Origin of the sequence: Streptomyces sp. NBC_00667 (genome assembly GCF_036226825.1) — a bacterium.
Classification (GTDB): domain Bacteria; phylum Actinomycetota; class Actinomycetes; order Streptomycetales; family Streptomycetaceae; genus Streptomyces.
On sequence record NZ_CP109022.1, the window covers coordinates 1,310,653 to 1,336,776 of the forward strand.

Sequence of the window (26,124 nt, forward strand, 5' to 3'; positions counted from 1 at the left end):
GCCTCACACCTCCTGTCCGGGCGCGGCGGCGGCCTCGGCTGCCGGTTCCCCGGCGCGGGCGGCGGAGCAGGCGCGCTGCACTCCGCGTACGACGCTGTGGTAGCCGGTGCACCGGCACAGGTTGCCGGTGAGCCACTCACGGATCTCCGGCTCGGTGGGGGCCTCGCGGTCGGCGGTGTTGTCGACGAGTTCCCCGAGGGCCATGACCATGCCGGGGGTGCAGAAGCCGCACTGGGTGCCGTGCTCTTCGCGCAGGGCCTCCTGGAGACCGGTGAGCTCGCCACCTCGGGTGGTGACGCCCTCGATGGTGGTCACCCGGGCGCCGGCGGCCGCTGCGGTGAGGACCAGGCAGCTCTTGACGGACCTGCCGTCGAGGCGGACGACGCACGTGCCGCACTGGCCGGTGTCGCAGCCGACTTTGGTCCCGGTCAGTCCCAGGCCGTCGCGCAGCCGTTCCACGAGCAGTTCGTTCGGCGGGGCCGAGAACTGCTCGGGTCTTCCGTTCACGTTCAGTGAGAGATCCATGCGAGCGCCTGCGCTTCCGTGAGCGGCCGGTTGAAGAGGGGTCCGCCGGGCTGTTGGAGAATTCCTCCGGAGTGCAGCGGGCCGGTGTCGACGGGGGCGAATCCGAGATCCGAAATGATTCCCGCGACGATTTCCTTCGATTTCCCGTCGTCGCCCGCCGTGAAATGGGCCAGTCGTTCGCCCCCTGCGGTACCGGCCACGGCGAGGGTCTCGAAATGCATGGTGTTCAGGGATTTCACGACCCGGGCGCCGGGGTACCACTCGGCGACCAGGTCGCTGGAGCCGCGTCCGCCGAGATCGGCGGGGGTACCGGGCCCGCCGAACGCGTTGGTCGCGTCCACGAGGACCTTGTCCTGCACCACGTGCGGCGGCAGCAGCCCCCGTACGTGGTCGAACGGCACCATCAGCACCACCAGGTCGGCCCGGCCCGCGGCTTCGGCGGGGTGCGCCGCCGAAGCCGCGGCGCCGAGTTCGGCCACCAGCGGGGCCAGGGCCTGCGGCCCGCGGGCGCCTGCGAGGACGACCTCGTGGCCGGCGGCGACGAGGATCCGTGCGAGGACCGTGCCGATCCGGCCGGTGCCGATGATGCCTGTCCGCATTGACGCTCCTCAGTCCATGCCGATCCAGACCGACTTGGTCTGGGTGTAGCTCTCGAGGGATTCGGGCCCGCACTCACGGCCGTAACCGGAGGCCTTGTAGCCGCCGTACGGCACGGAGGGGTCGTACTGGTTGTAGCAGTTGACCCAGACGGTGCCCGCCTTGATCTGCGAGGCGACCCGGTGGGCCCGGCGCAGGTCCTTGGTGTGCACGCCGGCCGCCAGTCCGTACGCGCTGTCGTTGGCGATGCGGATGGCGTCTTCTTCGGTGTCGAAGGGGATGATCGACAGCACCGGGCCGAAGATCTCCTCCTGGGCGATGCGCATGCTGTTGTCGACCCCGGTGAAGACGGTCGGCAGGAAGTACAGGCCCTGGCTGGAGGCCCCCTCGGGGGTCCAGCCGGTGCCGCCGGTCCGCAGGACGGCGCCTTCCTTCTCCCCGATCTCGATGTACGAGCTGACCTTCTCGAACTGCCCGCGGTGGGCGAGCGGCCCGAACAGGGTCGCCGGGTCGCGGGGGTCGCCGGGTTTGAGGGCGGCGGCCCGGCGGACCAGGCGTTCGACGAGTTCGTCGTGGACCGGGCGCTGCAGGAGCAGCCGGGAGCCGGCGGTGCAGATCTCGCCCTTGTTGTAGTAGATGCCGAAGAAGGCGAGCTCCTCGGCGGCGTCCAGGTCGGCGTCGGCGAAGACGATGTTGGCGGACTTGCCGCCGAGCTCCATCGTCACCTTCTTGAGGGTGCCGGCCGATTTGCGGATGATCGACTGGCCGACCGCGGTGGAGCCGGTGAAGGCGATCTTGTCGATGCCGGGGTGGTCGGTGAGGGTCTCGCCCAGTTCCACGCCCGGTCCGGTGATGACGTTCAGCACCCCGTCGGGGATCTCCGCCTCCTGGAAGAGCTCGGCGATCTTGAGGGCGGTGAGCGGGGTGGCCGGGGAGGGCTTGTGGACGACCGTGTTGCCCGCGGCGAGGGCCGGGGCGATCTTGGTCATCGAGAGCAGCAGCGGGAAGTTGAAGGGGGTGATGGCGCACACCACCCCCAGCGGTTCGCGCAGGGTGTAGGCGAGCTGCCCGCCGGCCGGCGCCCGGGACGAGCCGTCGACGCGGGTGACCGCGCCCGCGTAGTAGTGCATGAGCTGGGCGGCCATGGGGGCGTCGACGGTGCTGGAGAAGGCGAACGGTTTGCCCATGTCCACCGTCTCCAGCAGGGCGATCTCCTCCAGGTCCCGCTCGATGAGCTCCCCGACCCGGTTCAGCCGCAGCGCGCGTTCCTGGGCGGAGAGTCTGCTCCACGGGCCTTCCTCGTACGCCGCCCGGGCGGCGGCCACGGCCGCGTCCGCGTCGGCGGCGGTGGCCTGGGCCACCGGCACGATCTCCCGGCCGTCCACGGGGCTGACGTCGGGTTCGGTCCGGCCGTCCCGGGACGGGACCCATCTGCCGCCGATGAAGAGTTTCCCGGGGTTGGCGAGGGGCTGGCCGCTCAGCTCACGCTTGGTCATGGCTGCCTTCCGTGTCGGGGTGCGGGGGCCTGTCAGCCCTTCGCGAGCTGCGCTAAGAAGGTCTCGGCGAGGGCCTTGGAGGAGTACGGGTTCTGGCCGGTGGTGAGCCGGCGGTCGACGACGACGTGGGAGTCCCAGATCGCCTCGGCCTTCTCGTAGCGGGCGCCGAGCCGGGTCAGTTCGACCTCCAGGATCAGCGGGAGCCGGCCGGCCATGTTGGTGACGAGCTCCTCGCTGTGCGAGAACGCCGTCATCCGGTAGCCCTCGAACGGCCAGCGGCCCTCGCCGTCGCGCAGCGCCAGGAGCGAGGTGTGGCCGTGGCAGACGGTGGCCAGCGGCTTGTCCTGGGCGATGGCCCACCGCAGGACCTGGGCCAGTTCGTCGGACTTGGGCAGGTCCCCGATCGCGCCGTGGCCGCCGCTGACGTAGATCCCGTCGTAGTCGGCGATGTCCTTCTCACCGAGGGCTTCGAGCGCGATCGGGTTCTTGAGCTGCGGGGTGTCCTCGATGACCCGTACGTATGCGGCCGCGTTGGCGGCGTCCTCGTCGGGGGAGCCCGCCGGGCGGACCCACTGGAGGAACTGCGGGTCGATGCTGGTCTGGTCGACCGTCGGGGCCTGGCCGCCGATCGTCGCCACGTCCACGGTGTGGCCGGCGGCGCGGAAGAGGGTGTAGGGCACGACGAATTCCTCGGCCCAGAATCCCGAGGGGTGCTGTTCCCCGTCGAGCAGATGGAGCGTGGCCTTTGCCGTCATGACGACGAGGATCTTCATGACTGATCTCCTTGTTCTGGAATCGCTGCCGATTCAACACGCCCCCCTGCGGGGGCGTAAGGGGGGAGCGTCAGGCGCGCGATACTTCGTCACGTGCGTCCAGCGCCGACATGATGGTGCGGAATTCACCGACCAGGGGATGGTCGGGATGGGCTTCTGCGAATATGCGCTCGCCGTACAAGGCGGCCATTTCCGGTACGTACGGAAGGATCCCGGCCAGGGGTGCGCCGTAGACCTCCTCGGCGCGCCGGCGGGCGTCCACCCGGTCGACCCCCTCGGGGGCCATGCTCAGGACCAGGGCCCGCCGGCAGGCCAGGCGCCCGGCGAGGGAGACGGTCTCCTCGACCCCGGAGAGGTCGACGCGGTCGGCGCGGGCCAGGATCACCACCACGTCGGCGCTGGCCATGGCCGTCACCGACTCGTTGTTGAGCCCGGCGTGGGTGTCGAGCAGCAGCACGTCGAGGGCGTAGTGATCGGCGAGCCGGTCGAAGCCCTCGGGGAGCAGCCCCACGTCGTAGCCGGTGGACATGAGCTCGCGCAGGGCCGCGGTCCCGGTCCGGGCCGGTACCACGTACAGCCCCGGCACACCGGTCTGCCGGGCGGCGGCCTCGATCTCGCAGCGGCCGAGGAGGTAGTCGGCCAGGGAGGCGCCGGGGGCGATGCGGAACAACTGGTCCAGGGTGGGTGAGTGGATGTCGGTGTCGACCACCCCCACCCGGCGTCCCCCGGCCGCTATCAGCAGCGCGAGGTTCGCCAGTACCGAGGACTTCCCGGTGCCGCCGCGGTGTGAGTGCACCACGATGGTCCGGGTCATCAGGCCGCCGCCCTCAGGTCTGCGTGCGGCCCCCGCGCCGCACGTGGCCGGTGCAGGGCCAGCATGGTGACGTCGTCGTGCTGTTCGGCACTGCCGGTGTGCTCGCGCACCGCCAGGTCGATCCGGTCGACCACGTCCTTGCCGCTCGCCGGGGGGCCGGAGAGCAGTTCCAGCATCCGCTCGTCGCCCAGGAAGGTTCCCTGCGGACAGCGGGCCTCGGGTACCCCGTCCGTGAACACGAAGAGGGTGTCGCCCGGGTTCAGCTGGGCGTAGCCGAGGTGGTAGACGCAGTCGGGCAGTACGCCGACGGCCGGTCCGGTGACGTCGAGCGGTACGGGCACGTCACCGGAGCCGGACAGCAGCAGGGGCGGGTTGTGGCCACCGTTGATGTAGACGAGGCTTCCGGTGAGCGGGTCGAGCACGCCGAAGAACAGGGTGGCGAAGTAGCCCTGCCGCAGGTGGTTGCGGGTGAGGTAGCCGTTGGTGGCGGTGACCGCGTTGAGCAGCGGGGTGGCGCCGACGACCGGCGTACGCCGGCTGCCCCCGGTGCGGCCCGCCGCCATCAGGTGCTGCAGGCCGCTGTTCTCGGCGGTGTGCCGCAGCAGCGAGCGGATGAGGGCCATGAACAGGGCGGCTCCGACGCCCTTGTCGCAGACGTCGGCGACGACCACCGCGAGCCGGCGGCCCCGGGACATCTCGAAGACGTCGTAGAAGTCCCCGGCGACCTGTCGTGCGGGCCGGAAGCGTACGTCGATCTCCCAGCCCTGCGGGACGGGCAGTGATTCGGGCAGGAAGCCGGCCTGGATCTCCCGGCCGATCTCCAGCTCCTTCTCGTAGCCCATCAGTTCGGCGCGGGCGTCCGCCTCGCGCAGGGTACGGCCGAGCCCGGCCCGCTCGGAGCAGCTGTGCAGCCGGGCACCGACCAGGGCCGGCAGGAACGGCGGTACGAGGTAGTCGTGGCCGAGCCGCACGTGGTGCTCCAGTGCGGCGAATTCCGCGACGGTCCAGACGACCACGATCGGGGCCCCGGCCCAGCGGCGCAGCCTGCGTACGGCTGACCGGATGTTCTCGCCGTCGGCCTCGGCCGGGGCGAGCAGCACGTCCGCCACGGGCAGCACTTCCAGTGGGCCGCGCAGCAGTTCCGCGAGGGTGCGGGGGACGAGTTCCGCGTCCATCAGCCTGAGTGCGTCGAGCAGTTCGGGCGTGGGGGGCGGGTACTCGTCGAGGATGATCACGGTCGTGGAGGGCATGGGTCCGTCTCCTCAGCCTTCACAGTCAGCGTGCTGGTGTTCCGGCCGTCCATGCGTGCGTAGCTGTAGTCGTCCACGCTGGTGAGTGCCAGGTGGATGCCGAGACCGCCGACCCGCCGCCGGTGCGGGGGTACCCCGAGGGCGGGGGCCAGGCGGCCTTCGACGGGGTCGAAGGGGGGTGCGGTGTCCTCCAGGACGATCCGCACCCCGCCGGGGCCGGAGTGGCCGCGGACGGTGATGCGTCCGCCGCCGCCCCGGTACCCGTGCATGACGATGTTCGTGGCCAGCTCGTCCACGGCCAGCCGGATCCGGTACGTCGCCTGTTTGCCCAGGCCCGCCCGGCCGGCCAGTCGCAGGACGAACGCGGCGATCTCGCCCAGCGCCCCGATCTTCGCGGGCACGTCCAGTACGGAGGGTTTGCTCGCCAGTTCGACCATGTCGCCCACGGCCGTCAGTCGTCGGAGAGCTGGATGCTCCGGTCCAGTCCGGCGGTGCGGATGGTCCGGGAGACGGGCTCGATGGCGCCGACCACCTTGATGGTGACGTGGTCCGCCACCTTCTGCTGGGCGAAGACCAGGGAGCGCAGTCCGGCGCTGGCCATGTAGCCGACGCCGGCCATCCGGATCTCGACGGTGCTGGTGCCGTGGCCCGCGGCCTTCTCGATGGTCTGGTGGAAGTCCGGGGCCGTCTTGGCGTCCAGCTCGCCCTCCAGTTCGATCACGGTGGTGTCACCCTCGATGCTCAGGGTCACGGAAAGCGGCATGTCAGATCTCCTTCGGTCAGAACGTCCCGGTCGTCTCGGGCTCGTTCGTACGGCCCACGAGGATCACGACGGAGCGGGGGCCGATCAGGTACTTGCCGGCGTTGTCCAGCTCCTGTTCCGCACCGGGGGTGCGGATGTCGTACGGCGCCTCGGCCGAGGTGTCGGCGAACAGGTGCCAGGTCCGTCCGCCCGGCAGGGCGGGCAGCTCCAGGTCGTGCGACTCCCAGTGCGCGTTCATGGCCACGTACACCACGTCGTCGTCCCCGGTGCCGCAGCGGGCCACCGCCAGCAGCCGGCTGTCCTGCGACCAGTCGGGCTGCCAGGCCCGTTCGCCGTGCCAGCTGATGTCGGGCAGCCCCAGGGTGTCCCGCATCTGCCCGGTGGGGTGGGAGGTGGAGCGCAGTTCCCGGTGGTGCTTGCGGAAGGCGATCATCTCCCGGGTGAAGCGCAGCAGTTCGGTGTTCTGGTCGACCTGGTCCCAGTCGAACCAGGACAGTTCGTTGTCCTGGCAGTAGGTGTTGTTGTTGCCCTGCTGGGTGCGCGCCACCTCGTCGCCGGACAGCAGCATCGGGATGCCCTGGCTGGTGAAGAGGATGGCCATGGCGTTCTTCATCTGGCGCAGGCGCAGGGCGTTGACCTCGGGGTCGTCCGTGGGTCCCTCGGCCCCGCAGTTCCAGCTGGCGTTGTCGTTGCCGCCGTCGTTGTTGCCTTCGCCGTTGGCCTCGTTGTGCTTGTCGTTGTACGAGACCAGGTCGGCGAGGGTGAACCCGTCGTGCGCGGTCAGGAAGTTGACCGACGCCGAGGTGCCGCGGGTGGCGTAGAGGTCGGGCGAGCCCGCCACCCGGGTGGCGAGTTCCCCGGTGACCCCGGGGTCGCCCTTGAGGAAGCTGCGCACGGTGTCGCGGTACTTGCCGTTCCACTCGGCCCAGCGTCCGTACGCCGGGAAGTTGCCGACCTCGTAGAGGCCGCCGGCGTCCCATGCCTCGGCGATCAGCTTGGTGTGCCGCAGCACCGGGTCGAAGGCGAGCGACTCCAGCAGCGGCGGGTTGGGCAGCGGGGTGCCGTCGGCGGAGCGGCCGAGGATGGCCGCGAGGTCGAAGCGGAAACCGTCGATGTGGTAGTCGGCGACCCAGTGGCGCAGGCAGTCGAGCACGAAGTTGCGCACCACGGGGTGGTTGCAGTTGACGGTGTTGCCGGTGCCGCTGAAGTTGAAGTAGTAGCCCTCCGGCGTGAGCATGTAGTACGTGGCGTTGTCGAGCCCCTTGAAGGAGATCGTCGGGCCCTGCTCGTTGCCCTCGGCCGTGTGGTTGAAGACGACGTCGAGGATGACCTCGATGCCGGCCGCGTGCAGGTCCTTGATCAGGGTGCGGAACTCGTCGCCCTGCATCCCGTAGCGCCCGGTGGCCGCGTAGCCGGCCTTGGGTGCGAAGAAGGAGACGGTGTTGTAGCCCCAGTAGTCGTAGAGCTTCTCGCCGGTCTCCGGGTTGCTGCGCGGGTTGTCGCTCTCGTCGAACTCGAACACCGGGAGCAGCTCTATGCAGTTGATCCCGAGTTCCTTGAGGTACGGGATCTTCTCGCGCAGCCCCGCGAAGGTGCCGGGGGCGGTGACCCCCGAGGAGGGGTGCCGGGTGAAGCCGCGCACGTGGGCCTCGTAGACCACGAGGTCCTCGGCGGGGATCCGCAGCGGGGTGTCGTCGCCCCAGTCGAAGTCCTGGAGGCAGACCCGCGAGCGGTACTGGTAGCCGCGGCTGCGGTCCGGCTCCACGCCCCACACGTCGCGGCCGGCGATCAGCCGCGCGTAGGGGTCGGAGAGGACCTGGCGGGCGTCGAAGCGGTGGCCGGTGACGGGGTCGTAGGGTCCGTCGGCCCGGTACCCGTACTCGATGTTCTCGTGGTCGAGGCCGAAGACCGTCATCGCGAAGACGCTGCCGGTGCGGAATTCCTCGGGGAACTGCAGCTCGGCCATCGGTTCGGCCTCGCCGCGCTTGTAGATGACCAGGGTCATGGAGGTGGCCTGGTCGGAGAAGACGGAGAAGCTGACCCCGCCGGGGACCACGTTGGCCCCGAAGGGGAACGGCTTTCCGGCGCGGACGCGGAACCCGCCCACCTCGTGGGTGGGGTAGGCGTCGACGCGCAGTACCTGTTCGGTCGTGGATTCGCTCATAGCGCGGCCCGGGCCTTCGCGTTGGCCGCCTCGGCCTCGCCGGCGGAGAAGAAGTCCAGGAAGCCGGTGGCCGACATGACGAACCGGACTTCCTCGCTCACCCCGTACAGGGTGACGGCGACACCGGCGTGCTGGGCCTCGCGGTAGACGACGAGCAGGGTGCGCAGGCCGGCGCTGGAGACGTAGGTGACGGCGGTGAGGTCGATGCGCAGCGACCGGCCTTCGCGGACGAGCGGCAGCAGGGCCTGGAGCAGCTGCCCCGAGGTCTCGCTGTTGATCTCGCCGGTGGCGACGACTACCGTGCCGCCCTTGTTCCGGCGTTCTTTCACGTGAAGAGTCATTGTCTTCTTCCCCTCATGGTGGGGCGCCCCCCGTTGGGCATTACCTGGTGACCGGCCGCAGCCGGACCTTGACCTTGACCCGGCTCTGGACGTCGGGCAGCCGGACCGTGAGGCCCTTCGCGTCGAAGTCCGTCCACGGCTTCTCGTCGATCTCGACGGACGCGACCTCGATGGAGCCCGCGGGCAGGAGGTCGGGTGAGACGCGCAGGACGCGGTCGGGCAGGTCGCTGGGGTCGGGCTGGAAGTGGAAGTCCATTTCCCGGCCGTTGATGAGCAGGTTGTTGTAGACGGCGGAGAGGTAGCAGAGCTCCGCCGAGTGGTACATGGACATCGAGTGGCTGCCCTTGAGCCGCTCGGTGCCGAGCAGGTACGGCGTACCGCTGGCGAGCACGTTGAAGTAGACGGCCCCCTCGTCGTGGTCGAGGAAGAAGGTGTTGTAGAAGGACTCCGCCTGCCGGGCCTCGCGCAGGAAGTCCTCGCCGCCGACCGTGCCGTTCAGGATGAGGTAGGCCAGGATCGCCTGCTCCTGCTGCCACCACGCCTTGCGGTCGTGCCAGGCGAAGCGGTACGCCTCTTCGCCGTCCTCCTTCACGCGCTCGACCACGTCGTACCAGCCGCCGCGCTGGCGGTCGCTGCCGACGGCCGGCATGATCTCGCCGATCTTGCGGGCGAGCTCCTCGTAGGCCGGCTTGGCTTTGAGGGAGTTCATCCGCATCAGGTTCCAGGCGATCTTGAGGTTGTGCCCGACCACGGCGCGGTTCTGCTGCCAGCTGTGCGCCGTGTCGTGCGACCAGTCGCGGTGGAAGCGTTCCTGGACGAAGGGGCTGTTCTTGTAGTCCGGGAACTTGTCCGCGATGGTGTCGAAGGTGTACTCCAGGAAATCGGCGTACCTCTGGTCGCCGGTCGCCAGGTACAGGTTGATCAGGTAGGCGGGCGCGTGGTCGCCGACCGAGTTCCAGTTCTTGCGCTCCGCGTTCTCGCCCAGCGACTCGTGGTCGGCGCTGAACAGGATGGGGTCGATGTGCGAGTAGTAGCCGCCCAGTTCCTCGTCCTTGAAGAACTTGTCGAACAGCCGGATGGTGGCGTCCGCGTCGTTCTTGATGCGTACGTCTCCGGTGACGCGGTACGTCTGGATGGGGCCGGCCAGGGCGTAGATCTGCTCGTACATCGGGATCGCGTCGTAGTCGTCGGAGAACTCCGAGGTGAACAGCTTGCGCTCGCTGTCCCCGTCGACGCGGATGCCGTGGTACCAGAAGACCACGTCCTCCTCGCTGTCCACGACCCTCATGTGCTTGCGCAGGTACTCGGTGCCCCGCTCGGCGACCTCCAGGTACTCGTCCTTGCCGGTCAGCAGGTAGGCCGAGGCCATGCCGTAGACCAGCCGGGAGATCGTGTCGGTCTCCTGGACGTGGCTGGCGGTCTTGTCGCCGCCGAGCCGGATCTCGGTGCGGTACTCGGTGAAGTCCACCGGTCCGTCACCGAACTGGGCCCGCTTGTAGAAGTCGGCCAGTGACTCGATCTGCTTGATCCACCAGCTGGGCTCCTCGAACCGGTAGTCCTCGGCGCCGCGGCCCAGGAAGACCAGGCGCTTGGCGTCGAAGCGCCCGCCGGACCCCGGGTAGTGGATGCCGTAGACGAACAGGAGGCGGCCCGGCGAGAGCATCTCGTCGATGTGCCCGGAGGCGTCGATGTACGGCTCGTCGAGGTTGCGGACCAGCTCGGCGCTCGGGTCCCCGGCCAGCGACACGTCGAACTCGCGGCCGTCGGAGGTCTTGAGCCGCAGCACCCGGCTGCGGGAGTCGAAGCGGACGACGTAGCCCGCGATCGTGTCGGAGAAGGAGAAACTCACGGCGTCAGCCATGTTTCACACACCGTCCTTGTCGTGAGAGCTGTCGTCCTCGTATCCCTGGCTGACCTCGACGATCACCCCGTCGGGATCGCGGACCCATACGGTCCGCCACCCGCAGATGAAGTCGTCGAAGTCCAGCGGCCCCAGGGTCACTTCCGCCGCTTCGCCCAACTCCGCCAGGAACGCGTCCACGCTCTCGGTCTGGAAGGCCAGGTGGCGCATCAGGCCCGGGGCCTGCGGCCCGTCGCCCGCGGCCGGCGCCGGGAGGTTGCCCTGCGCGGGGCGGGCCGGGTCGGTGCCGGCCGCGAAGAGCTCCAGGTACGCGTCCCCCTTGCGCAGGAACACGATCTGCGACTCGCCGAGGTCGACCACCCTGGCCCGGGCGAAACCGAAGTAGCGGGTGTAGAACTCCTCGGTGGTCTTCTGGTCCGTGCAGTTCAGGCCCACGTGGGACCAGACCGTCCCGGCCATCAGGCGCTCCCCCGTCCCCGCCCCGCCGCGATCAGCTCGATGATCCGGCGGGCGAAGAGGTGGTGGTGGGCGCCGGTGCGTCCGGTGACCAGGTCACCGTCGACCACCACGTCCTCGTTGACGTACTCGGCGCCCATGTTGCGGACGTCGCCGATGAGGTTGTTGTGGCAGACCACCTTGCGACCGCGGATCTTGTCGGGGATCGAGGCGGCCAGCCACATGCCGTGGCAGATGATCCCCTTGAGGACCGTCGGCTCCTCGAAGGCCCGGCGCAGCAGCTCCGTGGCGGGTGCGAGGACGTCCACGTCCTCGGTGTAGCGCAGCCGGTCGGCCACCATGCCCGAGGGGACGATGATCGCCGCGTACCGGCGCAGCGCGTCGTCGTCCAGCCCCTCCAGGGACTTGTCGGCGGTGAACGGCGCCCGGTACTCGTGGCCCGTGAAGGTGATGGAGCCGTTGCCCCACAGCCGGGTCAGGAAGTCGACCTCGGCGCCCTCCTCGGCGAACCGGCGGCTGTAGTAGAAGATCTCGGGCTCGTAGAAGTCGCTCTCGACCAGGACCGCGATCCGGGTCCCGGTCAGGGCGCCCTCGCGCAGTACGGCGTCAGGCACGGGACACTCCCTTCAGGAAGTCCGCCGCGCGCTCGGCGATCATCGCGATGGCGGTGTGGCAGTTGCCCGACGGGACCGCGGGCATCACGCTGGCGTCGACGACGCGCAGGTTCCGTACGCCGTGCACCCGCAGCTCCGGGTCGACGACGCTGAGGTCGTCGATGCCCATGCGGCAGGAGCCCGCCTGGTGGTGGTAGCTCTCCGACTTCTGCTTCACGAAGGTCCGCAGGTCCTCGTCACTCACGTAGCCCGGCCCGGGCTGGAGCTCCTGCTTGTACCAGGGGGAGAACGCGGAGGTCGCGAAGAGCTCCCGGGCGAGTTTGACGCCCTGCACCATCCGCTCCAGGTCCCACCGGTCGCCCAGGTAGTTCGGGTTGATCAGCGGGTGGGCCAGCGGGTCGGTGCTCGCGAGCCTGATCCAGCCGCGCGAGACGGGCCGGACGACCCCGGGCAGGATGCTCACCGTGTGGGGGTGGTCCTGGCCGACGATCACGTCGAACGGCACGTGCACGAAGGCGATCTGCAGGTCGGGCGCGGGCAGGCCGGGCCGGGAGGACAGGAACAGAGCGCTCTCCGACAGGTTCTGCGCCGGCGGCGGCAGTTCCTGGGTGACCTCCGCCATCAGCCCGGTCAGCACGTGGTTGTGGAAGTTCTCGCCGACCCCGGGCAGGGCCGCGGTGACCGCGATGCCGTGTTCGCGCAGCTGCTCGGGGTGTCCGATGCCGGAGAGCAGCAGCAGCTTCGGGGACTCGATCGCCCCGGCGGCCACGATCACCTCCCGGCGGGCCCGCACGGTGTGCGTCCCCGGCTCGGCGGCGGCGCTGTGCCCGTCGCCCACCACGCGGCCCGCGATCGGGGCGGGCGGCGCGAGCCGGACGTACTCCACGCCCGTGCAGGTCTGCCCGTCGAAGAGGAGCCGGGTGCTCTGCGCGCTGGTGCGCAGGGTCAGGTTGGCCCGCTCCAGGGCCGGCTCCAGGTAGGCGGCGAGGGCGCCCTGGCGGCGGCCGTCCGCGACGTCGATGTGGTGCCAGCCGGTGCCGAAGAGGCCGCGCCGGGGGCCGTCCGTGTTGAAGTCGGCGATCTCCTGGTGGCCGAGCTCGACCGCCGCGTCGATGAAGGCGCGGGAGACGGGGTTGGGGCCGTGCTGCCCGGCGTTGGTGATGCGCTGCGGGCCGCGGGTGCCGGTGGTGGGCGCCGTGGCGTCCTCCTGGCCCTCCAGGAGGGCGAAGTAGGGCAGTACGTCCTCGTAGGACCAGCCCGCCGCCCCCTGGTAGGCCCAGTTGTCGAAGTCCGAGGCGTGGCCCCGGATGTGCATCATGATGTAGAGGTTGCTGCTGCCGCCCGGGGCCTTGCCGCGCGGTTCGTACGTACGGCGGCCGTCGAGTCCGGGCTGCGGGACGCTGGTGTAGCCCCAGTCGACGGGGCCGCCCAGCAGCTTGTACCAGGAGGACGGGTCGTCCACCTCGGGCGGGATGCGGTCGCCGCCGGCCTCCAGGACGAGGACGGAGACGTCCGGGTCCTCGGAGAGCCGGTTCGCCAGGACACTGCCGGCGGTACCGGATCCCACGATGATGTAGTCGTACTCATCTCTCGCCATCACGCCCGCCCCTCAGCCCTGGCCGAGCACCTGGAAGGGCACGGTGTCGTGGTAGTTCGCCATGTAGACGATCTTTCCGTCCACGATCCGGAAGTAGTTCATGACCTCGGCCTCGATGGCCTCGCCGGAGGCGCTGACGGCGGTGAGGTGGGAGACGGCCGCGGCCTTCTCCCCGTCGACGAGGAAGTGCACGGGCTCGTTCCGGAAGACCCGGTACATCGTCCCCATGCCCTTCATCATCGAGCGCAGGACCTCCAGGCCCTCGATGTGTCCGGCCAGCTGCTCGTCCATGACCTGGTCGTCGGCGAACAGGTCGCACCAGCGGTCCCAGTCCCCGGCATTGGCGTACTCGTAGTACTTCCGCAGAATCTCTCGTGCGTCCAACGCGCTCATCGCGCTCATCCCCCTATCGGTCCCTGCGGGTGCCGTCCGGCGTGAAGGGCGCCCAGAACTGGCTGAAGGCGGTCGCCGTGTCGCCGAAGAGGCCGTCGCGGCCCTCGACGATCCGCCCGTCCCGCCACCGCATGAAGTGGAAGACCGGGTAGTCCATCCGCTCGTACGGGGACCCGCTCGCCCCGTCCGCGCCGTCGCGCACGGCGACGTTGCGGCACACGTCGGCGCTGCAGTCGTCACCGACGAGAACCGCCTGGATGTCCATCCGGAAGGTGCCGCCCGTGAGCTTGTGGGTCTGCCCCATCAACTCCAGGAAGGCGTCCAGGCTCTCGTACCAGCCGGCGAGCGGATGGTTGCCCGGCACCAGCCAGCGCAGGTCCTCGGAGTAGTACTCCAGGATGCGCGCCCGGTCGCCGGAGCCGAGCGCCTGGTAGGCCGCTCGCACCCGCTCCCGTGTCACTTCGGTCATCGCCGCTCCTCCTACGTCTTCGCAGCCGGTCAGAGGGAGCCGGAACCCGGCATGGGCGCCAGTTCGTTGACGGTGTACTGCTTGATCAGCGGTCCGTCCTGGCCTGCCACGACGACCCAGGTCTGGTCGGCGTCGAAGCCGAGCCACTGGCTGCGCGGAGCGGGCGGGTCCCAGATCTTGGCCTGCCAGTTCACGAGGACCCGGACGATGGCCCGGTCGCCCTCGATGACGGGCTCGACCTTGGTGACGGTGTGGACCTCGTCGAAGAAGCGGGAGGTCACGGCGGCGTACCAGCGGCCGAAGCCCTCGTGTCCGAGGAAGGTGTCCTCGGGGACCTTGAACTCCAGGTCCTCGGTGATCATGGCGAGCACCTGATCCAGCGGAAGGTGCTGGTCCAGGGCCACGTACCAGTTCTCGGCGAAACTGCGGATCGCGTCCTCGGTCAGCCGCTCGACGGGCATGCGGTCTCCTCCTGTCCGTACCGGTGCGGTGATGTCAGGGGCGGTGATGTCAGGTGCGCTGTGCGGGGCTCGCTGTGCAGGGATCTCGATGCGCCGTGCGGGGATCGCTGTGCGGTGCTCGTGGCGCGGGGATCAGTGGCGCGGGGATCAGACCTGGATGTCCACGAGGTACGGGCCGGGGTGGGCCAGCATCCGGCCCACGGCCGCGACCGCCTCGTCCGGCTTCTCCACCCGCGTCCCGTCCGCGCCGAGGGCACGTGCCAGCCCGGCGAAGTCGATCTCGGGGTGGGAGAGGTCGAAGGATCCCGGGAAGCCGTGCTCGGGGATGTCCCGTTCCCGCCAGTACTGGGCGATGTTGTCGTCCAGCAGCCGGTACTTGCGGTTGTTGCAGACCACGAACTTGGCGTTGATGCCGTGCCGGACCGCGGTCCACAGCGCCTGGTAGGTGTACATCGACCCGCCGTCGCCCGCGAAGCCGACGACGAGCCGGTCCGGGCGGGCCAGCTTGGCCCCGACCGCCCCCGGGAAGCCCACCCCGAGCGAACCGCCCCGGGTGAGGTGGTAGTCGCCCGGCCGCTCCGCCGGCAGGTACTTGGTGACCAGCGGCGAGGTGGTCAGCGCCTCGTCGAAGACGATGAGGTCCCCGCCCGTCCGCTCGGCCAGGGTCCGCAGGAAGACCGCGATCGGCGTGCCGTCGGTGTCCGGTGCGTCCGCCTGCGCGGCCCGCTCCCGGGAGCGGGCGTCCAGCCGGGCGCGCGCGGCCGTGCGCTGCGCGGTGGTGAGCCGGTGCTCCAGTACGCCCGCCAGTGCGCGCAGCGCCTGCTTGGGGTCGGCGGCCAGGCCCAGGTCCACCGGGTGGTTCTTGGCGATCTCGTAGGCGTTGAGGTCGATGTGCACGACCTTCGCGCCGGCCCGGAAGGGGCTCTCCAGTTCGGGGAACACCTCGGGGAAGACGTAGGTGCCGACGATCAGCACCCCGTCCGCGTCGGCGATCAGCTCCTTGCTGTGCGGGCCGAACATGTGGCCCGTCTGGCCGCGGCGCAGCGGGTGCGACGCCGCGATGTTCACCTCGGAGGAGTCGACCTCGTACACGTCGGCGCCCAGCATCTCGGCGACCCGTGCGAGTTCGGCCTGCGCCCCGGAGAGCGCCACCCCGTCACCGATCAGCACGACCGGGCGTGCGGCGGCGGCGAGCAGCTCGGCCGCCCGGCCCACCGAGGCGGGTGAGGGCGAGGTGTCCGTGAGCGGCACGGTGGCGGGCAGTACGGGCTCGGAGTTCAGCTCGTCCAGCACGTCCATAGGCAGCGCGACGAACACCGGTCCCCGCGGCGGGGTGAGGGCGATCTTGACCGCGCGCCGGATGGTGCGCAGTACGGAGCGCGGGTCGGTGACCCGGGTCGCGTACTTCGTCACCGGTTTGGCCATCGCCACCAGGTCTGACGCCATCTGGGCGTCCATGGCGTCGTAGCGGACCCCGGCGTCACCGGCGACCACGACGAGCGGGGTGTGGCCGCGCAACGACTGGTAGAGCATGCCGATGCCGTTGCCCAGGCCCACGCCGGAGTGCAGTTGGAGCAGGGCCGCGCCGCCGGTGGCCCGGGCGTAGCCGTCGGCGATGCCGGCGGCGACGGTCTCCTGGAGGGCGAGGACGTACCGGAAGTCCGCTGCCGCGTCGACCGCGTCGAGGAATCCCTGTTCGACCGTCCCCGGATTTCCGAACATCACATTCAGGCCGTCGGCCTTGAACTGCTCGATCAGCCTTTCCCGTCCGGGAGTGGCTTCCATGAATTCCCCCTCTTTCCCAGGAGTTACCGGACTACCATCCGTACCGGGTGAGCCCGTCCTCCAGGACTTCCACGATCTTGCGCCCCGTCAGATAGGAATCGGGGGTCGAACGTCCGGTGACGAAGGGGAAGTCGACGATCACCGACAGGGGGTGGCCGAAATTCCCGTGGTACGCGCCGCGCGGTCCGGTGGCGTCGCGCAGGATGTACTCCAGCGGGTACGGCGGCGGTCCCATGTTGAAGTCGGTACCGAGGAATCCGGTTCCGTCCTTGTAGTCGTATTCCTTGCAGTGGCCGGTGACGTGCTTGCCCCAGATGATGCTCTTGCGGTCGCCCCAGTCGCGGGCGAAGGCCAGGCAGGCCACCCCGTAGCACTCGGCCGCCACGACCTTGCCGGCGTTCTTGAAGGCGAGGATGAGGGCGTGGACCCGCTCGTTGTTGGCGAGGTCGACGATGGGGCCGCTGCCGCCGACGATGAGGACCGCGTCGAAGGAGGCGATGTCCTCCTGGAGCTTGTCGAGATCGCGGTGGTACTGCTCCAGCTTGGGCAGGTAGTCCTTGTCGCTGGTGTACGGGCGTTCGGGCGCCCACGCCTCGATGTCGAGCGGTGAGTCGAGCCGGCTCGACTGCTCGAACTCGCGGCCCAGCCGGGCGTTCTCCTCGGTGGTCACCGAACGGCCCAGCGGGGGGTCGATGTAGTCGGCGTCGAGGCTCGGCGGAAGTGCGTGGGCGCGCTTCCCGGTCGGCGTGGCGAATACGACTTCGTAGCCCCGCTCGTCGAACTGCGATACGGGCCCGATCAGTTCTTCGGCCCAGTAACCGTGTTCGGAGACAATGACCAGAATCTTTCTGCTCACAGATTCCTCCAGGCGCCGCCTGTTGTGTTGGCGTCCCCCACCCTGCTTCTGTGCGGGGCCTGCGTCAAAGCGCCCGTATGCGACTTCGTGAGGTAGAAGGACATGCCGTCCCCACACCTCAGGTAGTCGCCGCGCGAGGTCATGAAGTAGGTCCGTTACTCCATGACTTCGGCCGAATCGATGAACCTTTCCGGGGCCCCCGTCCTAAGGTCTGGACGCGCCCGTGATTCACCGGCGTGACGAGCGGTACGAGTGCGCGAGGAGAGGGACGGGGACGATGACGATGGACCTGTTGTGCACACACATCGACCAGATACGTCCGGTGAAGCCGGGGACCGACGGCTGCGAGGAGTGCCTGGCGACCGGAGACGACTGGGTGCACCTGCGGATGTGCCTGAGCTGCGGGCACGTCGGCTGCTGCGACTCCTCGAAGAACCGCCATGCCACCCGGCACTACCGCACCGTCGGGCACCCCGTCGCGGCCTCGCACGAGCCCGGCGAGGACTGGGCCTGGTGCTACGCCGACAAGCTGATGCTGGACCCCGCGTGAGCGCGTCCCGGGAGCACGCCGAGGCCCCCTCCCCCGCGGGCCGCTCCTCCGCCGTCCCCTCCGTCGGCCCCTCCTCCGCCGTCGACCGGACCGGGTCGACCGCGCCGGCGACCACGGCGGGGCACTCCCCGGCGGCCACCGAGCGGTCCGAGAACCGCAAGCCCGTCATCCTCGCCGTGGACGACGACCCCCAGGTGCTGCGGGCCGTCCGGCGCGACCTGCGCAGCGCGTACGGGGACCGCTACCGGGTGCTCGGCGCCTCCTCGGCCGCCGACGCCTTCAAGATCCTGGACTCCCTGGACGAACGCGGCCACGACCCGGCGCTGTTCCTGGTGGACCAGCGGATGCCGGACGTGACCGGGGTGGAGTTCCTCCTGGAGGCCGTCAGCCGCTTCCCCGACGCCCGCCGGGTCCTGCTGACCGCCTACGCGGAGACCGACGCGGCGATCACCGCCATCAACCGGGTGCGCCTGGACTACTACCTGCTCAAGCCCTGGGACCCGCCGCACGAGCGGCTGTTCCCGGTCCTGGACGACCTGCTCTCGGACTGGCTCGCCACCTACCGCCCCGCCTACGACGGGATCATCGTCGCCGGCCACCTGGTGTCGCCCGGCACCCACGCCGTCCGGGACTTCTTCACCCGCAACGGGCAGCCGTTCCGCTTCCTGAACGTCGAGCGCGACCCCGAGGCGCTGACGGTGCTCGCGGCCGCCGACCCCGATGCGGCGCTGCCGCTGGTCCGGTTCCCGGACGGGACGGTGCTCTCCGCGCCGACCGACACGCAGCTCGCCCAGCGCCTGGGCCTGGCGACCACCGCCTCCCGCCCGCACTACGAGTGCGTCATCGTCGGCGCCGGTCCGGCGGGGCTGGCGGCCGGGGTGTACTCGGCGTCCGAGGGCCTGTCCACGCTCATGCTGGACTCCCGCGCCCCGGGCGGCCAGGCCGGCACCTCCAGCCTGATCGAGAACTACCTCGGGTTCCCGTCGGGCCTCTCGGGCGGCGACCTGACCCGCCGGGCCACCATCCAGGCCTCCCGCTTCGGCGCCGAGATCCTGCACCCGGTGGAGGTGGTCTCGCTGACCCGCGACGACCCGGCGAAGATCCTCACCCTGGCGGACGGTACGGAGATCAGCGCGGAGACGGTCCTGCTCGCCACCGGGGTCTCGTACAACCGCCTGCAGGCACCGGGAGCGGACCGCTTCGAGGGCGCCGGGCTGTACTACGGCGCGGCCACCACCGAGAGCTCGGCCTGCATCTCGCAGCACGTGTTCATCGTGGGCGGCGCCAACTCGGCCGGCCAGGCGGCGGTGCACTTCGCCAAGTACGCGGCCCGCGTCACGATCCTCGTCCGGGCGGCGTCCCTCGACGCCAGCATGTCCCGCTACCTGATCGACGAGATCGCCCGCACCCCCAACATCGAGGTCAAGGTGCGCACCACCGTCGTCTCGCTGGACGGCGACGAGCACCTGGAGCGGCTGACCCTGCACGACGCCGACACGGGCGCCGACACCGAGGTCCCGGCCCGGTTCATGTTCACGTTCATCGGCGCCCGCCCGCACACGGACTGGCTGGCGGGGGTCGTGGAACGCGACGAGTACGGCTTCGTGCTCACCGGCTCCGACCTGATCTCCAACGGGGGCGAGCTCCCGGCGGAGTGGAGCCTGGAGCGCGCGCCGTACCCGCTGGAGACCAGCGTCCCCGGCGTCTTCGCGGCGGGCGACGTCCGCGCCCACTCCGTCAAGCGGGTCGCGTCGGGCGTCGGCGAGGGGGCGATGGCCGTCTCCTTGATCCACCGCTACCGCTCGATGGGCTGAACCCCGCGCGGGACCAGCTGAGAGCGAACGGGCAATCGTGGGCGACTCCTTGCGATCAAGAAGGCAGCGGATGCAACGTTGATTACATGATTACACCCGAGCAGCAGACACAGCTCCGTACCTGGTTCGCGGACCGCCTGCCGGTGGACGTCTACGAGTCCCTGGTCTCCGTCACCGCCGACCGCGAGGAGATCACGGTCATCGGCACCCTCCCGGCGAACGAGTCGGTCAAGGACTTCCGCGAACGCACCCGCGAACAGCGCATCGAGGTGGCCCGCGAGGCGGAGGAGCTCTACCGCCGCAAGGTGTCCTGGGGCGTGCGCTCCGGCGACGAGACGACCCTGTTCACCCACCTCGCGGTCCCGGTGATGACGCGGTTGCGCCAGTCCGAACGCCAGGTGCTCGACACCCTGGTCGCGAGCGGCGTGGCCCGCAGCCGCGCCGACGCGCTGGCGTGGTGCGTCCGCCTCGTCGGCCGCAACACCGAAACCTGGCTCGCCGAGCTGCGCGAGTCCCTCGACACGGTCCAGCGGGTCCGCTCGCAGGGCCCCGACGTCAAGGCGGACATCACGAAGTCCGACTCCGAATAGCGGAAATCCTCGCCGGGCACGCAAGATCCCGGAAAGGTAGCCGGGACGGGACAACCGACCGCAGGGAGAGGCCCCACACGATGACCACCACCGTCGAATACATCCGCTACCGGATCGCAGCGGACGACCAGCCGGCGTTCGAGGACGCCTACGCGCGGGCGGCCGAGTCCCTGGCCGCCTCGCCCGAGTGCATCGACTACGAACTGGCCCACAGCGAGGAGGAGGCCGAGCGCTACATCCTCCGGATCCGCTGGACCTCGGTCGAGGACCACCTCCAGGGCTTCCGCAAGGGCGAGCAGTTCCCGGCGTTCTTCGCCGCGATCCGCCCGTACCTGAACAACATCGAGGAAATGAAGCACTACCGCGTCACCGACGTCTTCGGCACGGGAAAGGCCGCCTCCCAGTCATGAGCACCACGCCCGACACGACGCCCACCATCTACGAGTGGATGGGCGGGGCCGAGGCGCTCGACCGCCTCACCGACGTCTTCTACGCGCACGCCCTCCAGGACGAGATCCTGGCCCCGGTCTTCGCCGGCATGGACTCGAACCACCCGCAGCACGTCGCCATCTGGCTGTCGGAGGTCTTCGGCGGCCCCGCCGACTACTCGGCCCACCACGGCGGCCACCAGCACATGGCCACCAAGCACCTGGGCCGCGGCATCACCGAGCAGCAGCGCCGCCGGTGGGTGGACCTGCTGATGGACACGGCGGACGAGGTCGGCCTGCCGACCGACCCGGAATTCCGGGCGGTGTTCGCCTACTACATCGAGTGGGGCACCCGGATGGCCCTGATCTACTCGGGCCCCAACCCGCCGCCGGTCGACGCGGCGAAGATCCCCGTCTGGTCCTGGGGACAGACCCCGCCCTGGATCCCGAAGTCCTGACCCGGCCCGGGGGCGCTGTCGGGCCTGCCCGGCAGCGCCCCGTCGGGACGGCCCTGCCGCGTCGCAATGGGCCTGGTGCGGCCGTCGCAGTGGGCCTGGTGCGGCCGCCCGAGTGGAGCTGGTGCGGCGGCGCAGCGCCCGGACGGCTCAGTCGCGAAGGTATCCCGCGGGCCGGTCGGCGAGCACCACCGCCAACGGGGCCGCGCCCTCGCCCTCGCCCTGGCCCCGCCAGAAGTCGACGGCCTGTTCCAGGATCTCGCGCAGGGTCGCCCACTCACCGGGCCGGGCCCGCGCGTAGTCGTGCCAGGACGTGACCGCCACCAGCCGCCCGGGCCCGTCCGGCAGCCACGACAGGTCGGTCAGCACGTCCGCCAGCGCGTCCCAGTTCTCCCCGAACCACTGGGGCACGTGCAGGGCCTCCCCACACCGCCGCAGCAGCTCCGCCTTGCCGCCGACGCCGTCCAGGTCCAGCCGGAGCGTCGTCCAGCCGGCCTCCTCGGCGGCGGCCAGCGCCGGGGCCAGCGGCCCCGCTCCAAGGGTCATCGCAGAACCGCCTTGAAGGTGTCGTAGTGGTCGTCCGTGTAGAACAGCTCCCCGCCCGAGCCGGTCACGATCCGCCGGGCCCCGCGGTCGCGTTCCCCCGGTGTCCTCACGGTGAACTCGTGGTAGTAGCCGCGCTCGCGGCGGGGCAGGGCCTTCTCGAAGTTCCCGAAGACCGTGCCGTCCTGCCGGTACGGGTACGGACCGCCCTTGTCGATCAGTGCCAGTACCTCGCGCGCCTGCTCCGGCAGCGCGTCCGCCCGTACGGTGGCCATCCCCTTGGCCCATCCGGGCACGACGGGGCGACCCCCCTGGCCCGGGCTCGCGGTGCCGGGGCTCGCGGGCGCGCCGGTCCGCGCCGCCCCGGGCGTCTTGCCGGCGCAGCCGACCGCGGTCACCAGCGCGGCGCACAGGAACAGGGCCCCCAGCGCACGCAGCAGCGATCGGGGCACGTTCCGAAGGATCATGCGCCGATCGTGCCAAACAACCGATTCGTCCGCGACTCGCGCGGGGCGGGACGTGGAGAACCGGGCCGTGGAGAAGCGGGGTGTGAAGACGGCTTAGAGCGCAGCCATCTTGGTGTAGGGGCTCAGGATGCGTTTCTGAACCGATCCGAAGTCGACGAGGACAGCGATCCCCTCCTCGATACCGACGACACGGCCGAGGCCGTGCTCGTCGTGAGTGACCCGGTCGCCGACGCTGAACTGCCGGAGCGGCGGTTCCACGGGGGCCTTGAACGGGCTGGACGGCAAATGGCGGCGAGGTACTGCTGACTTAGTCATTGGGTCCAGTATGCGCCCAGCGGGCCGCCCCGCGGTCCGCCGTTCGGATCTCAATTGCGGCACCATCCGCTCCGGGACGTCCCGGAGGCGGACCCCGCGGCCCCGCTCAGTCGTCGGGATCGGCCCGTTCCAGGGCCGGGCGCAGCCCCGGCTGGGATTCCGTCAGCAGGTAGTCCGCCACGGCCGTGTCGGTGACCAGGCTGGTCACGAGACCCGACCGGAGCACTGCGCCGATCGCGGAGGCCTTGCGCAGTCCGCCGGCAATCGCCACCACCTCGGGGATCCGGCGCAGCCGGTCCGCCTCGACGGTGATGCAGCGCTCGCCGAGGTCCCGGCCGACCCGCCGGCCCTCGGTGTCGAACAGGTGCGCGGACATCTCGGCCGCGACGCCGAGCGAGGCGTAGTGGGCCCGCTCCTCGTCGCTGAGCATGTCGTGCACGGTCGAGATGCCGGGCTCCCACGATCCGATGGACACCGCGGCGACGGTCACCTTGTCGAAGTACTCGAAGGCCCGCGCGATGCCCGTCTGGCTGCGCAGCGCGGCCGCCGTCGCCGGGTCGGGCAGCAGCATCGGAGCGTAGATCGGGTGCGCGTCCCCGCCCGAGACCTGGGCGGCCCGGCGCACGGCCTCCACCGAGCCCCGCTCCGCCGTACCCGCGTCGTACACACCGGTCAGCTGGACCACGGTGCACGGCGGCAGCCGGTGCAGGGAGGCCGCCATGTGGATGGTCGAGCGGCCCCAGGCGAGACCGAGTACGTCGCCCTCGTTGACCAGCTCGCCCAGCAGGTCGGCGGCGACCGCGCCGAGGTTCTCCGGGTCCGGGGCGTCCTCGGTCGCATCGGCCGGGGACTCGACCACCACGGCGTGCCGCAGCCCGTACCGGGCACGCAGCGCGTCGGAGCGCTCGGCGTCCAGCTCCGCGGGGACCCTGATCTCGATCCGTACGAGGTCGCGTTCGAGGGCGGTCTCCAGGACCCGGGCCACCTTGAAGCGGCTCACGCCGAACTCCTCGGCGATCTGGATCTTGGACTTGCCCTCCAGGTAGAAACGGCGCGCCATGGCCGCCGCCTGCACCAGCTCCGCGGGTCCCATCCGCAGGGCTGACCGTCCCGCCGACATTGCAGACACCGCGTTCTCCTCACTGCTGTTCACACTCTCGACTCGCCGTTCATCCTGTCAGATCCGACGACCGTTGATCAGCCCGTACAGCCCTCGTTCACCGAGCTGTTCATCAAGCCTTGGCCCCGTGGTCGCAAGCCCAGGGCGCGGCCGCGATCGCCGCGCCCGCCTGCTCGCGCAGCGTCCGTACGGCGGCGGCCGGATCGGGCGCCCCGTAGACCGCGCTCCCGGCGACGAAGACGTCCGCGCCGGCCTCGGCGACCCGCTCGATCGTCGACGCCGAGACCCCGCCGTCGACCTGGAGCCACAGCTCCAGCCCGTGCTTGGCGATCATCTCCCGGGTACGGCGGATCTTGGGCAGCATGATGTCGAGGAAGGCCTGACCGCCGAAGCCGGGCTCGACGGTCATGATCAGCACCATGTCCAATTCGGGCAGGATGTCCTCGTACTGCTCGATCGGGGTGGCGGGCTTGAGCGCCATGGCCGCCCGGGCGCCCTTGGCCCGGATCTCCCGGGCCAGCCGCACAGGCGCGGCGGCGGCCTCGGCGTGGAAGGTGACCGATCCGGCTCCGGCCTCCACGTACTGCGGGGCCCAGCGGTCCGGGTTCTCGATCATGAGGTGCAGATCGAGCGGAATGTCCGTCGCGCGGCTCAGGGACTCCACGATCGGCACGCCGAGCGTGAGGTTGGGGACGAAATGGTTGTCCATGACGTCGACATGCAGCCAGTCGGCCCCCTCGACGGCCTTCGCCTCCTCGGCGAGTCGGGCGAAGTCGGCGGACAGGATGCTGGGATTGATCTGAACGGCCATGCCCCAAGCGTGCCATGCCCAAGCCCACTTCCGGCCACGACCCCGTAAGTCCCACACCCCTCAGCCGTGCTTAACAGATGCGCCCGCTCACTTCACACGTCCTTAACCCTCACCCTGCGTTCCCCGCCATCCCTCCCAGCGGCGGCGCCCCGCGCAAGTGGCGCATGAGCTGTTCCAGGGCGGTCCAGCTTTCGGCGCTCTCGCCGTCGCCGAGCGGGTAGTAGTAGCCCGGCCGGCCGCCATGGCCCAACCGCACCGGCGGTTCCTTCAGCGGCGTCCTGCCCGCCGTGTCGCGCCCCGCCTGGGCGACCTCCGCGGGTCCCAGCACGAACGCGTACGGCAGCGGCGGGGGCTCGAAGCGCGGCGGCGCGCTCAGGTCCCGGCGCGCCTCGCGCACCTGGCACATCATGGTCTTGAGCCCGTGCCGGGTCACCAGCTCGTCGGCCAGCTCCGGCAGTGCCTCCAGGGCGGGCTTCTCACCGCGGCCGTGGCCCACGGTGAGGGTGACGTCCTCCTCCACGCCCTCCGGGGTACGGATCACGCGCAGGGTGGCCATGGCAGGGCGGTCCGGGGTGCCGACGACCACCGTCCAAGTGGGGCGGGGAGCGCGCTCGTACGCCAGCTCGGTCAGCTGCCGCCGCGACCAGCTGAGCCCGGCCGGCTCCGAGGTCCCCCATCCGGCCGGCGGGCTGCCGGTGAGGGCCCGCCAGGCGGCCTCCACCGCACCCCCGAGGACGAGGTCGGCCTCGGCGCGGTGCAGGGTACGGAAGCTGACGATGAGCTGACGCTCGCCGGTGGGCCGGTACCCGTCCGTGAAGGCGTCCGCCACCGGGGTCTCACCGCTGTCGCCCCGATCGGGCCGGAAGGCGCCGTCCTGCCACTCCAGTACCGCGCCGGTCAGCCCGTCGTAGTACCCGCACCGCTCGTCCCGCACCACCCAGCGCGAGGGGGTGGACTGCAGCAGCATGCGGGTGGGCAACGAAAGGCGACAGTGCGGCGGGGTGACGATCTGCAGGGACCGGTCGCTCTCCACGGTGGCGCGCAGGGCATCGGAGAGCCAGCTCGTCATGGGGACGACCGGCCGGTCCTGGAGAACCACGGCGGCTTCGTCGGTGAGCATGTCGACGGCCGGCCGGGCGGCGGCGGGGACCGGTACCGCGGTGACGCCCGAGACATCGACGGGGCGGGCCGCGCCGACGGTGCCGGGGGCGTCCGGCGGCCACACCCGGCCGCCCAGGAGCATGGCCATACGGGCCGCGAACGCACCCGCGAGCCGCTCTGCCCGGGGGACGCCGACGGCGGCCCGAGCCTCGATCCACCAGGCCGGGCCGTCGCCGGACGGCTCGGCCCCGGGGCCCAGCAACCTGGACGCCTCGCCCGGTACCCGGAGCATCAGCGGCACCTCGATCGAGACGAGCGGCCGCCCTTCGGCATCACAGAGCTGCACCACGGCACCCTCACCGGCGGTCTCGACCCGCAGGTCAGGCCCGCCCGCGAGCAGCCCTGCCAGCACGCTCAGCGGGTCGGGCACCCTCTCGGTGAGCGCGATCACATCCGTGGTCATGCGGTGTTCCCCCTGGCTGCTTGATCATTGTTGTCCCCGAGCAGCGCCCCGGCACCTGGTTCTACCGGAGGACGGCACCTTCGGCATCGCACGAATGCATGTGTACGGGCTGTCGGCTGTCACCTACCACCCCCGAAACGCTCGGCTCGGCAGTCCCGGAGAACTACGGCACGTGGAGTGCGCTGCTGCCGAGGTTCCGAGTACGGATACCTCCGCAGACCATCCGCGTTCCTCTCCCGTGGGTTTCGGCCG

At 70.5% G+C, this 26,124-nt stretch carries 30 protein-coding genes; 5 read left to right on the forward strand and 25 right to left on the reverse strand.

Annotated features, from left to right (window positions below):
• Nucleotides 1-3 precede the first annotated feature (3 nt).
• The 19 genes from OHA81_RS06290 to OHA81_RS06380 form a co-directional block, all read right to left on the reverse strand.
• Entirely contained in the window at nucleotides 4-525 is a 522-nt protein-coding gene (locus tag OHA81_RS06290) for a (2Fe-2S)-binding protein (RefSeq protein ID WP_329193572.1), read from the reverse strand.
• Entirely contained in the window at nucleotides 510-1,124 is a 615-nt protein-coding gene (locus OHA81_RS06295) for an NADPH-dependent F420 reductase (RefSeq protein WP_329193574.1), read from the reverse strand. Before OHA81_RS06295 ends, OHA81_RS06290 begins: the two co-directional genes overlap by 16 nt.
• A gap of 9 nt (nucleotides 1,125-1,133) precedes the next feature.
• A complete protein-coding gene (locus OHA81_RS06300; protein ID WP_329193576.1) occupies nucleotides 1,134-2,618 on the reverse strand; it encodes an aldehyde dehydrogenase family protein in 1,485 nt (494 codons plus the stop codon).
• Between the two features lie 32 nt (nucleotides 2,619-2,650).
• A complete protein-coding gene (locus tag OHA81_RS06305; protein ID WP_329193579.1) occupies nucleotides 2,651-3,391 on the reverse strand; it encodes a type 1 glutamine amidotransferase domain-containing protein in 741 nt (246 codons plus the stop codon).
• A 70-nt stretch (nucleotides 3,392-3,461) separates the two neighbouring features.
• Nucleotides 3,462-4,205, reverse strand: coding sequence for a MinD/ParA family protein (locus OHA81_RS06310; protein ID WP_329193581.1), 744 nt, complete (start codon nucleotides 4,203-4,205; stop codon nucleotides 3,462-3,464).
• On the reverse strand, nucleotides 4,205-5,455 hold the full coding sequence (locus tag OHA81_RS06315) for a PP2C family protein-serine/threonine phosphatase (protein ID WP_329193584.1): 1,251 nt from the start codon (nucleotides 5,453-5,455) through the stop codon (nucleotides 4,205-4,207). The genes OHA81_RS06310 and OHA81_RS06315 overlap by 1 nt, the downstream gene beginning before the upstream one ends.
• Nucleotides 5,437-5,892 carry an ATP-binding protein gene (locus OHA81_RS06320; protein ID WP_329202038.1) on the reverse strand — a complete coding sequence of 152 codons (456 nt, stop codon included), beginning with the start codon at nucleotides 5,890-5,892 and terminating at the stop codon, nucleotides 5,437-5,439. The genes OHA81_RS06315 and OHA81_RS06320 overlap by 19 nt, the downstream gene beginning before the upstream one ends.
• A 14-nt stretch (nucleotides 5,893-5,906) precedes the next feature.
• Nucleotides 5,907-6,218, reverse strand: coding sequence for an STAS domain-containing protein (locus tag OHA81_RS06325; protein WP_190187123.1), 312 nt, complete (start codon nucleotides 6,216-6,218; stop codon nucleotides 5,907-5,909).
• Between the two features lie 16 nt (nucleotides 6,219-6,234).
• A complete protein-coding gene (gene glgX, locus OHA81_RS06330; RefSeq protein ID WP_329193587.1) occupies nucleotides 6,235-8,382 on the reverse strand; it encodes a glycogen debranching protein GlgX in 2,148 nt (715 codons plus the stop codon).
• Nucleotides 8,379-8,723, reverse strand: coding sequence for an STAS domain-containing protein (locus OHA81_RS06335; protein WP_329193590.1), 345 nt, complete (start codon nucleotides 8,721-8,723; stop codon nucleotides 8,379-8,381). Before OHA81_RS06335 ends, glgX begins: the two co-directional genes overlap by 4 nt.
• Nucleotides 8,724-8,763: 40 nt before the next feature.
• Nucleotides 8,764-10,584, reverse strand: a complete 1,821-nt coding sequence (locus tag OHA81_RS06340) for an AGE family epimerase/isomerase (RefSeq protein ID WP_329193592.1) — start codon at nucleotides 10,582-10,584, stop codon at nucleotides 8,764-8,766.
• Nucleotides 10,585-10,587: 3 nt separating this feature from the next.
• Nucleotides 10,588-11,043, reverse strand: coding sequence for a VOC family protein (locus OHA81_RS06345; RefSeq protein WP_329193593.1), 456 nt, complete (start codon nucleotides 11,041-11,043; stop codon nucleotides 10,588-10,590).
• A complete protein-coding gene (locus OHA81_RS06350; RefSeq protein ID WP_329193595.1) occupies nucleotides 11,043-11,654 on the reverse strand; it encodes a DJ-1/PfpI family protein in 612 nt (203 codons plus the stop codon). The genes OHA81_RS06345 and OHA81_RS06350 overlap by 1 nt, the downstream gene beginning before the upstream one ends.
• On the reverse strand, nucleotides 11,647-13,251 hold the full coding sequence (locus OHA81_RS06355; RefSeq protein ID WP_329193597.1) for a GMC family oxidoreductase: 1,605 nt from the start codon (nucleotides 13,249-13,251) through the stop codon (nucleotides 11,647-11,649). The genes OHA81_RS06350 and OHA81_RS06355 overlap by 8 nt, the downstream gene beginning before the upstream one ends.
• A gap of 12 nt (nucleotides 13,252-13,263) precedes the next feature.
• On the reverse strand, nucleotides 13,264-13,644 hold the full coding sequence (locus tag OHA81_RS06360; RefSeq protein ID WP_329193599.1) for a nuclear transport factor 2 family protein: 381 nt from the start codon (nucleotides 13,642-13,644) through the stop codon (nucleotides 13,264-13,266).
• 13 nt (nucleotides 13,645-13,657) lie between these two features.
• Entirely contained in the window at nucleotides 13,658-14,113 is a 456-nt protein-coding gene (locus tag OHA81_RS06365; RefSeq protein WP_329193601.1) for a nuclear transport factor 2 family protein, read from the reverse strand.
• A gap of 29 nt (nucleotides 14,114-14,142) precedes the next feature.
• The gene (locus tag OHA81_RS06370; protein ID WP_329193603.1) at nucleotides 14,143-14,574 is read right to left on the reverse strand and encodes a nuclear transport factor 2 family protein; all 432 of its coding nucleotides are present in this window, start codon (nucleotides 14,572-14,574) and stop codon (nucleotides 14,143-14,145) included.
• 147 nt (nucleotides 14,575-14,721) lie between these two features.
• Entirely contained in the window at nucleotides 14,722-16,359 is a 1,638-nt protein-coding gene (locus tag OHA81_RS06375; protein WP_329193605.1) for a thiamine pyrophosphate-binding protein, read from the reverse strand.
• A gap of 31 nt (nucleotides 16,360-16,390) precedes the next feature.
• Nucleotides 16,391-17,215 (reverse strand): type 1 glutamine amidotransferase domain-containing protein, encoded by an 825-nt coding sequence (locus tag OHA81_RS06380; RefSeq protein WP_329193607.1) that lies wholly within the window; start codon nucleotides 17,213-17,215, stop codon nucleotides 16,391-16,393.
• Between the two features lie 277 nt (nucleotides 17,216-17,492).
• On the opposite strand from OHA81_RS06380, the gene OHA81_RS06385 reads away from it, so the two are divergent.
• The 5 genes from OHA81_RS06385 to OHA81_RS06405 all read left to right on the forward strand — a co-directional run bounded on the left by OHA81_RS06385 (nucleotide 17,493) and on the right by OHA81_RS06405 (nucleotide 21,055).
• Nucleotides 17,493-17,765: a UBP-type zinc finger domain-containing protein gene (locus OHA81_RS06385; protein ID WP_329193609.1), complete on the forward strand. Its 273-nt coding sequence runs from the start codon at nucleotides 17,493-17,495 to the stop codon at nucleotides 17,763-17,765.
• 176 nt (nucleotides 17,766-17,941) lie between these two features.
• Complete coding sequence (locus OHA81_RS06390; RefSeq protein ID WP_329202040.1) at nucleotides 17,942-19,579, forward strand: FAD-dependent oxidoreductase; 1,638 nt, start codon at nucleotides 17,942-17,944, stop codon at nucleotides 19,577-19,579.
• Between the two features lie 86 nt (nucleotides 19,580-19,665).
• Nucleotides 19,666-20,169, forward strand: coding sequence for a hypothetical protein (locus OHA81_RS06395; RefSeq protein WP_329193611.1), 504 nt, complete (start codon nucleotides 19,666-19,668; stop codon nucleotides 20,167-20,169).
• A gap of 80 nt (nucleotides 20,170-20,249) precedes the next feature.
• Nucleotides 20,250-20,579 (forward strand): antibiotic biosynthesis monooxygenase family protein, encoded by a 330-nt coding sequence (locus OHA81_RS06400; protein ID WP_329193613.1) that lies wholly within the window; start codon nucleotides 20,250-20,252, stop codon nucleotides 20,577-20,579.
• Nucleotides 20,576-21,055 (forward strand): group II truncated hemoglobin, encoded by a 480-nt coding sequence (locus OHA81_RS06405; protein WP_329193615.1) that lies wholly within the window; start codon nucleotides 20,576-20,578, stop codon nucleotides 21,053-21,055. Before OHA81_RS06400 ends, OHA81_RS06405 begins: the two co-directional genes overlap by 4 nt.
• 147 nt (nucleotides 21,056-21,202) lie before the next feature.
• Here OHA81_RS06405 and OHA81_RS06410 read toward each other — a convergent pair whose 3' ends face one another.
• The 6 genes from OHA81_RS06410 to OHA81_RS06435 all read right to left on the reverse strand — a co-directional run bounded on the left by OHA81_RS06410 (nucleotide 21,203) and on the right by OHA81_RS06435 (nucleotide 25,872).
• On the reverse strand, nucleotides 21,203-21,598 hold the full coding sequence (locus OHA81_RS06410; RefSeq protein ID WP_329193617.1) for a barstar family protein: 396 nt from the start codon (nucleotides 21,596-21,598) through the stop codon (nucleotides 21,203-21,205).
• Nucleotides 21,595-22,062: a ribonuclease domain-containing protein gene (locus tag OHA81_RS06415; RefSeq protein ID WP_329193619.1), complete on the reverse strand. Its 468-nt coding sequence runs from the start codon at nucleotides 22,060-22,062 to the stop codon at nucleotides 21,595-21,597. Before OHA81_RS06415 ends, OHA81_RS06410 begins: the two co-directional genes overlap by 4 nt.
• 93 nt (nucleotides 22,063-22,155) lie before the next feature.
• Nucleotides 22,156-22,377, reverse strand: coding sequence for a CarD family transcriptional regulator (locus OHA81_RS06420; RefSeq protein WP_031145007.1), 222 nt, complete (start codon nucleotides 22,375-22,377; stop codon nucleotides 22,156-22,158).
• A gap of 106 nt (nucleotides 22,378-22,483) precedes the next feature.
• On the reverse strand, nucleotides 22,484-23,497 hold the full coding sequence (locus OHA81_RS06425; RefSeq protein ID WP_329202042.1) for a sugar-binding transcriptional regulator: 1,014 nt from the start codon (nucleotides 23,495-23,497) through the stop codon (nucleotides 22,484-22,486).
• Nucleotides 23,498-23,609: 112 nt separating this feature from the next.
• Entirely contained in the window at nucleotides 23,610-24,308 is a 699-nt protein-coding gene (gene rpe, locus OHA81_RS06430) for a ribulose-phosphate 3-epimerase (protein ID WP_329193621.1), read from the reverse strand.
• Between the two features lie 109 nt (nucleotides 24,309-24,417).
• Entirely contained in the window at nucleotides 24,418-25,872 is a 1,455-nt protein-coding gene (locus OHA81_RS06435) for a DUF6177 family protein (RefSeq protein WP_329193623.1), read from the reverse strand.
• Nucleotides 25,873-26,124 lie beyond the last annotated feature (252 nt).

Bases quoted from the DNA above. Each gene is read 5' to 3' on its own strand.
- OHA81_RS06290 (WP_329193572.1), bottom strand. From the start codon at position 525: ATGGATCTCTCACTGAACGTGAACGGAAGACCCGAGCAGTTCTCGGCC.
- OHA81_RS06295 (WP_329193574.1), bottom strand. From the start codon at position 1,124: ATGCGGACAGGCATCATCGGCACCGGCCGGATCGGCACGGTCCTCGCA.
- OHA81_RS06300 (WP_329193576.1), bottom strand. From the start codon at position 2,618: ATGACCAAGCGTGAGCTGAGCGGCCAGCCCCTCGCCAACCCCGGGAAA.
- OHA81_RS06305 (WP_329193579.1), bottom strand. From the start codon at position 3,391: ATGAAGATCCTCGTCGTCATGACGGCAAAGGCCACGCTCCATCTGCTC.
- OHA81_RS06310 (WP_329193581.1), bottom strand. From the start codon at position 4,205: ATGACCCGGACCATCGTGGTGCACTCACACCGCGGCGGCACCGGGAAG.
- OHA81_RS06315 (WP_329193584.1), bottom strand. From the start codon at position 5,455: ATGCCCTCCACGACCGTGATCATCCTCGACGAGTACCCGCCCCCCACG.
- OHA81_RS06320 (WP_329202038.1), bottom strand. From the start codon at position 5,892: ATGGTCGAACTGGCGAGCAAACCCTCCGTACTGGACGTGCCCGCGAAG.
- OHA81_RS06325 (WP_190187123.1), bottom strand. From the start codon at position 6,218: ATGCCGCTTTCCGTGACCCTGAGCATCGAGGGTGACACCACCGTGATC.
- glgX (WP_329193587.1), bottom strand. From the start codon at position 8,382: ATGAGCGAATCCACGACCGAACAGGTACTGCGCGTCGACGCCTACCCC.
- OHA81_RS06335 (WP_329193590.1), bottom strand. From the start codon at position 8,723: ATGACTCTTCACGTGAAAGAACGCCGGAACAAGGGCGGCACGGTAGTC.
- OHA81_RS06340 (WP_329193592.1), bottom strand. From the start codon at position 10,584: ATGGCTGACGCCGTGAGTTTCTCCTTCTCCGACACGATCGCGGGCTAC.
- OHA81_RS06345 (WP_329193593.1), bottom strand. From the start codon at position 11,043: ATGGCCGGGACGGTCTGGTCCCACGTGGGCCTGAACTGCACGGACCAG.
- OHA81_RS06355 (WP_329193597.1), bottom strand. From the start codon at position 13,251: ATGGCGAGAGATGAGTACGACTACATCATCGTGGGATCCGGTACCGCC.
- OHA81_RS06360 (WP_329193599.1), bottom strand. From the start codon at position 13,644: ATGAGCGCGTTGGACGCACGAGAGATTCTGCGGAAGTACTACGAGTAC.
- OHA81_RS06365 (WP_329193601.1), bottom strand. From the start codon at position 14,113: ATGACCGAAGTGACACGGGAGCGGGTGCGAGCGGCCTACCAGGCGCTC.
- OHA81_RS06370 (WP_329193603.1), bottom strand. From the start codon at position 14,574: ATGCCCGTCGAGCGGCTGACCGAGGACGCGATCCGCAGTTTCGCCGAG.
- OHA81_RS06375 (WP_329193605.1), bottom strand. From the start codon at position 16,359: ATGGAAGCCACTCCCGGACGGGAAAGGCTGATCGAGCAGTTCAAGGCC.
- OHA81_RS06385 (WP_329193609.1), top strand. From the start codon at position 17,493: ATGACGATGGACCTGTTGTGCACACACATCGACCAGATACGTCCGGTG.
- OHA81_RS06395 (WP_329193611.1), top strand. From the start codon at position 19,666: ATGATTACACCCGAGCAGCAGACACAGCTCCGTACCTGGTTCGCGGAC.
- OHA81_RS06400 (WP_329193613.1), top strand. From the start codon at position 20,250: ATGACCACCACCGTCGAATACATCCGCTACCGGATCGCAGCGGACGAC.
- OHA81_RS06405 (WP_329193615.1), top strand. From the start codon at position 20,576: ATGAGCACCACGCCCGACACGACGCCCACCATCTACGAGTGGATGGGC.
- OHA81_RS06410 (WP_329193617.1), bottom strand. From the start codon at position 21,598: ATGACCCTTGGAGCGGGGCCGCTGGCCCCGGCGCTGGCCGCCGCCGAG.
- OHA81_RS06415 (WP_329193619.1), bottom strand. From the start codon at position 22,062: ATGATCCTTCGGAACGTGCCCCGATCGCTGCTGCGTGCGCTGGGGGCC.
- OHA81_RS06420 (WP_031145007.1), bottom strand. From the start codon at position 22,377: ATGACTAAGTCAGCAGTACCTCGCCGCCATTTGCCGTCCAGCCCGTTC.
- OHA81_RS06425 (WP_329202042.1), bottom strand. From the start codon at position 23,497: ATGTCGGCGGGACGGTCAGCCCTGCGGATGGGACCCGCGGAGCTGGTG.
- rpe (WP_329193621.1), bottom strand. From the start codon at position 24,308: ATGGCCGTTCAGATCAATCCCAGCATCCTGTCCGCCGACTTCGCCCGA.
- OHA81_RS06435 (WP_329193623.1), bottom strand. From the start codon at position 25,872: ATGACCACGGATGTGATCGCGCTCACCGAGAGGGTGCCCGACCCGCTG.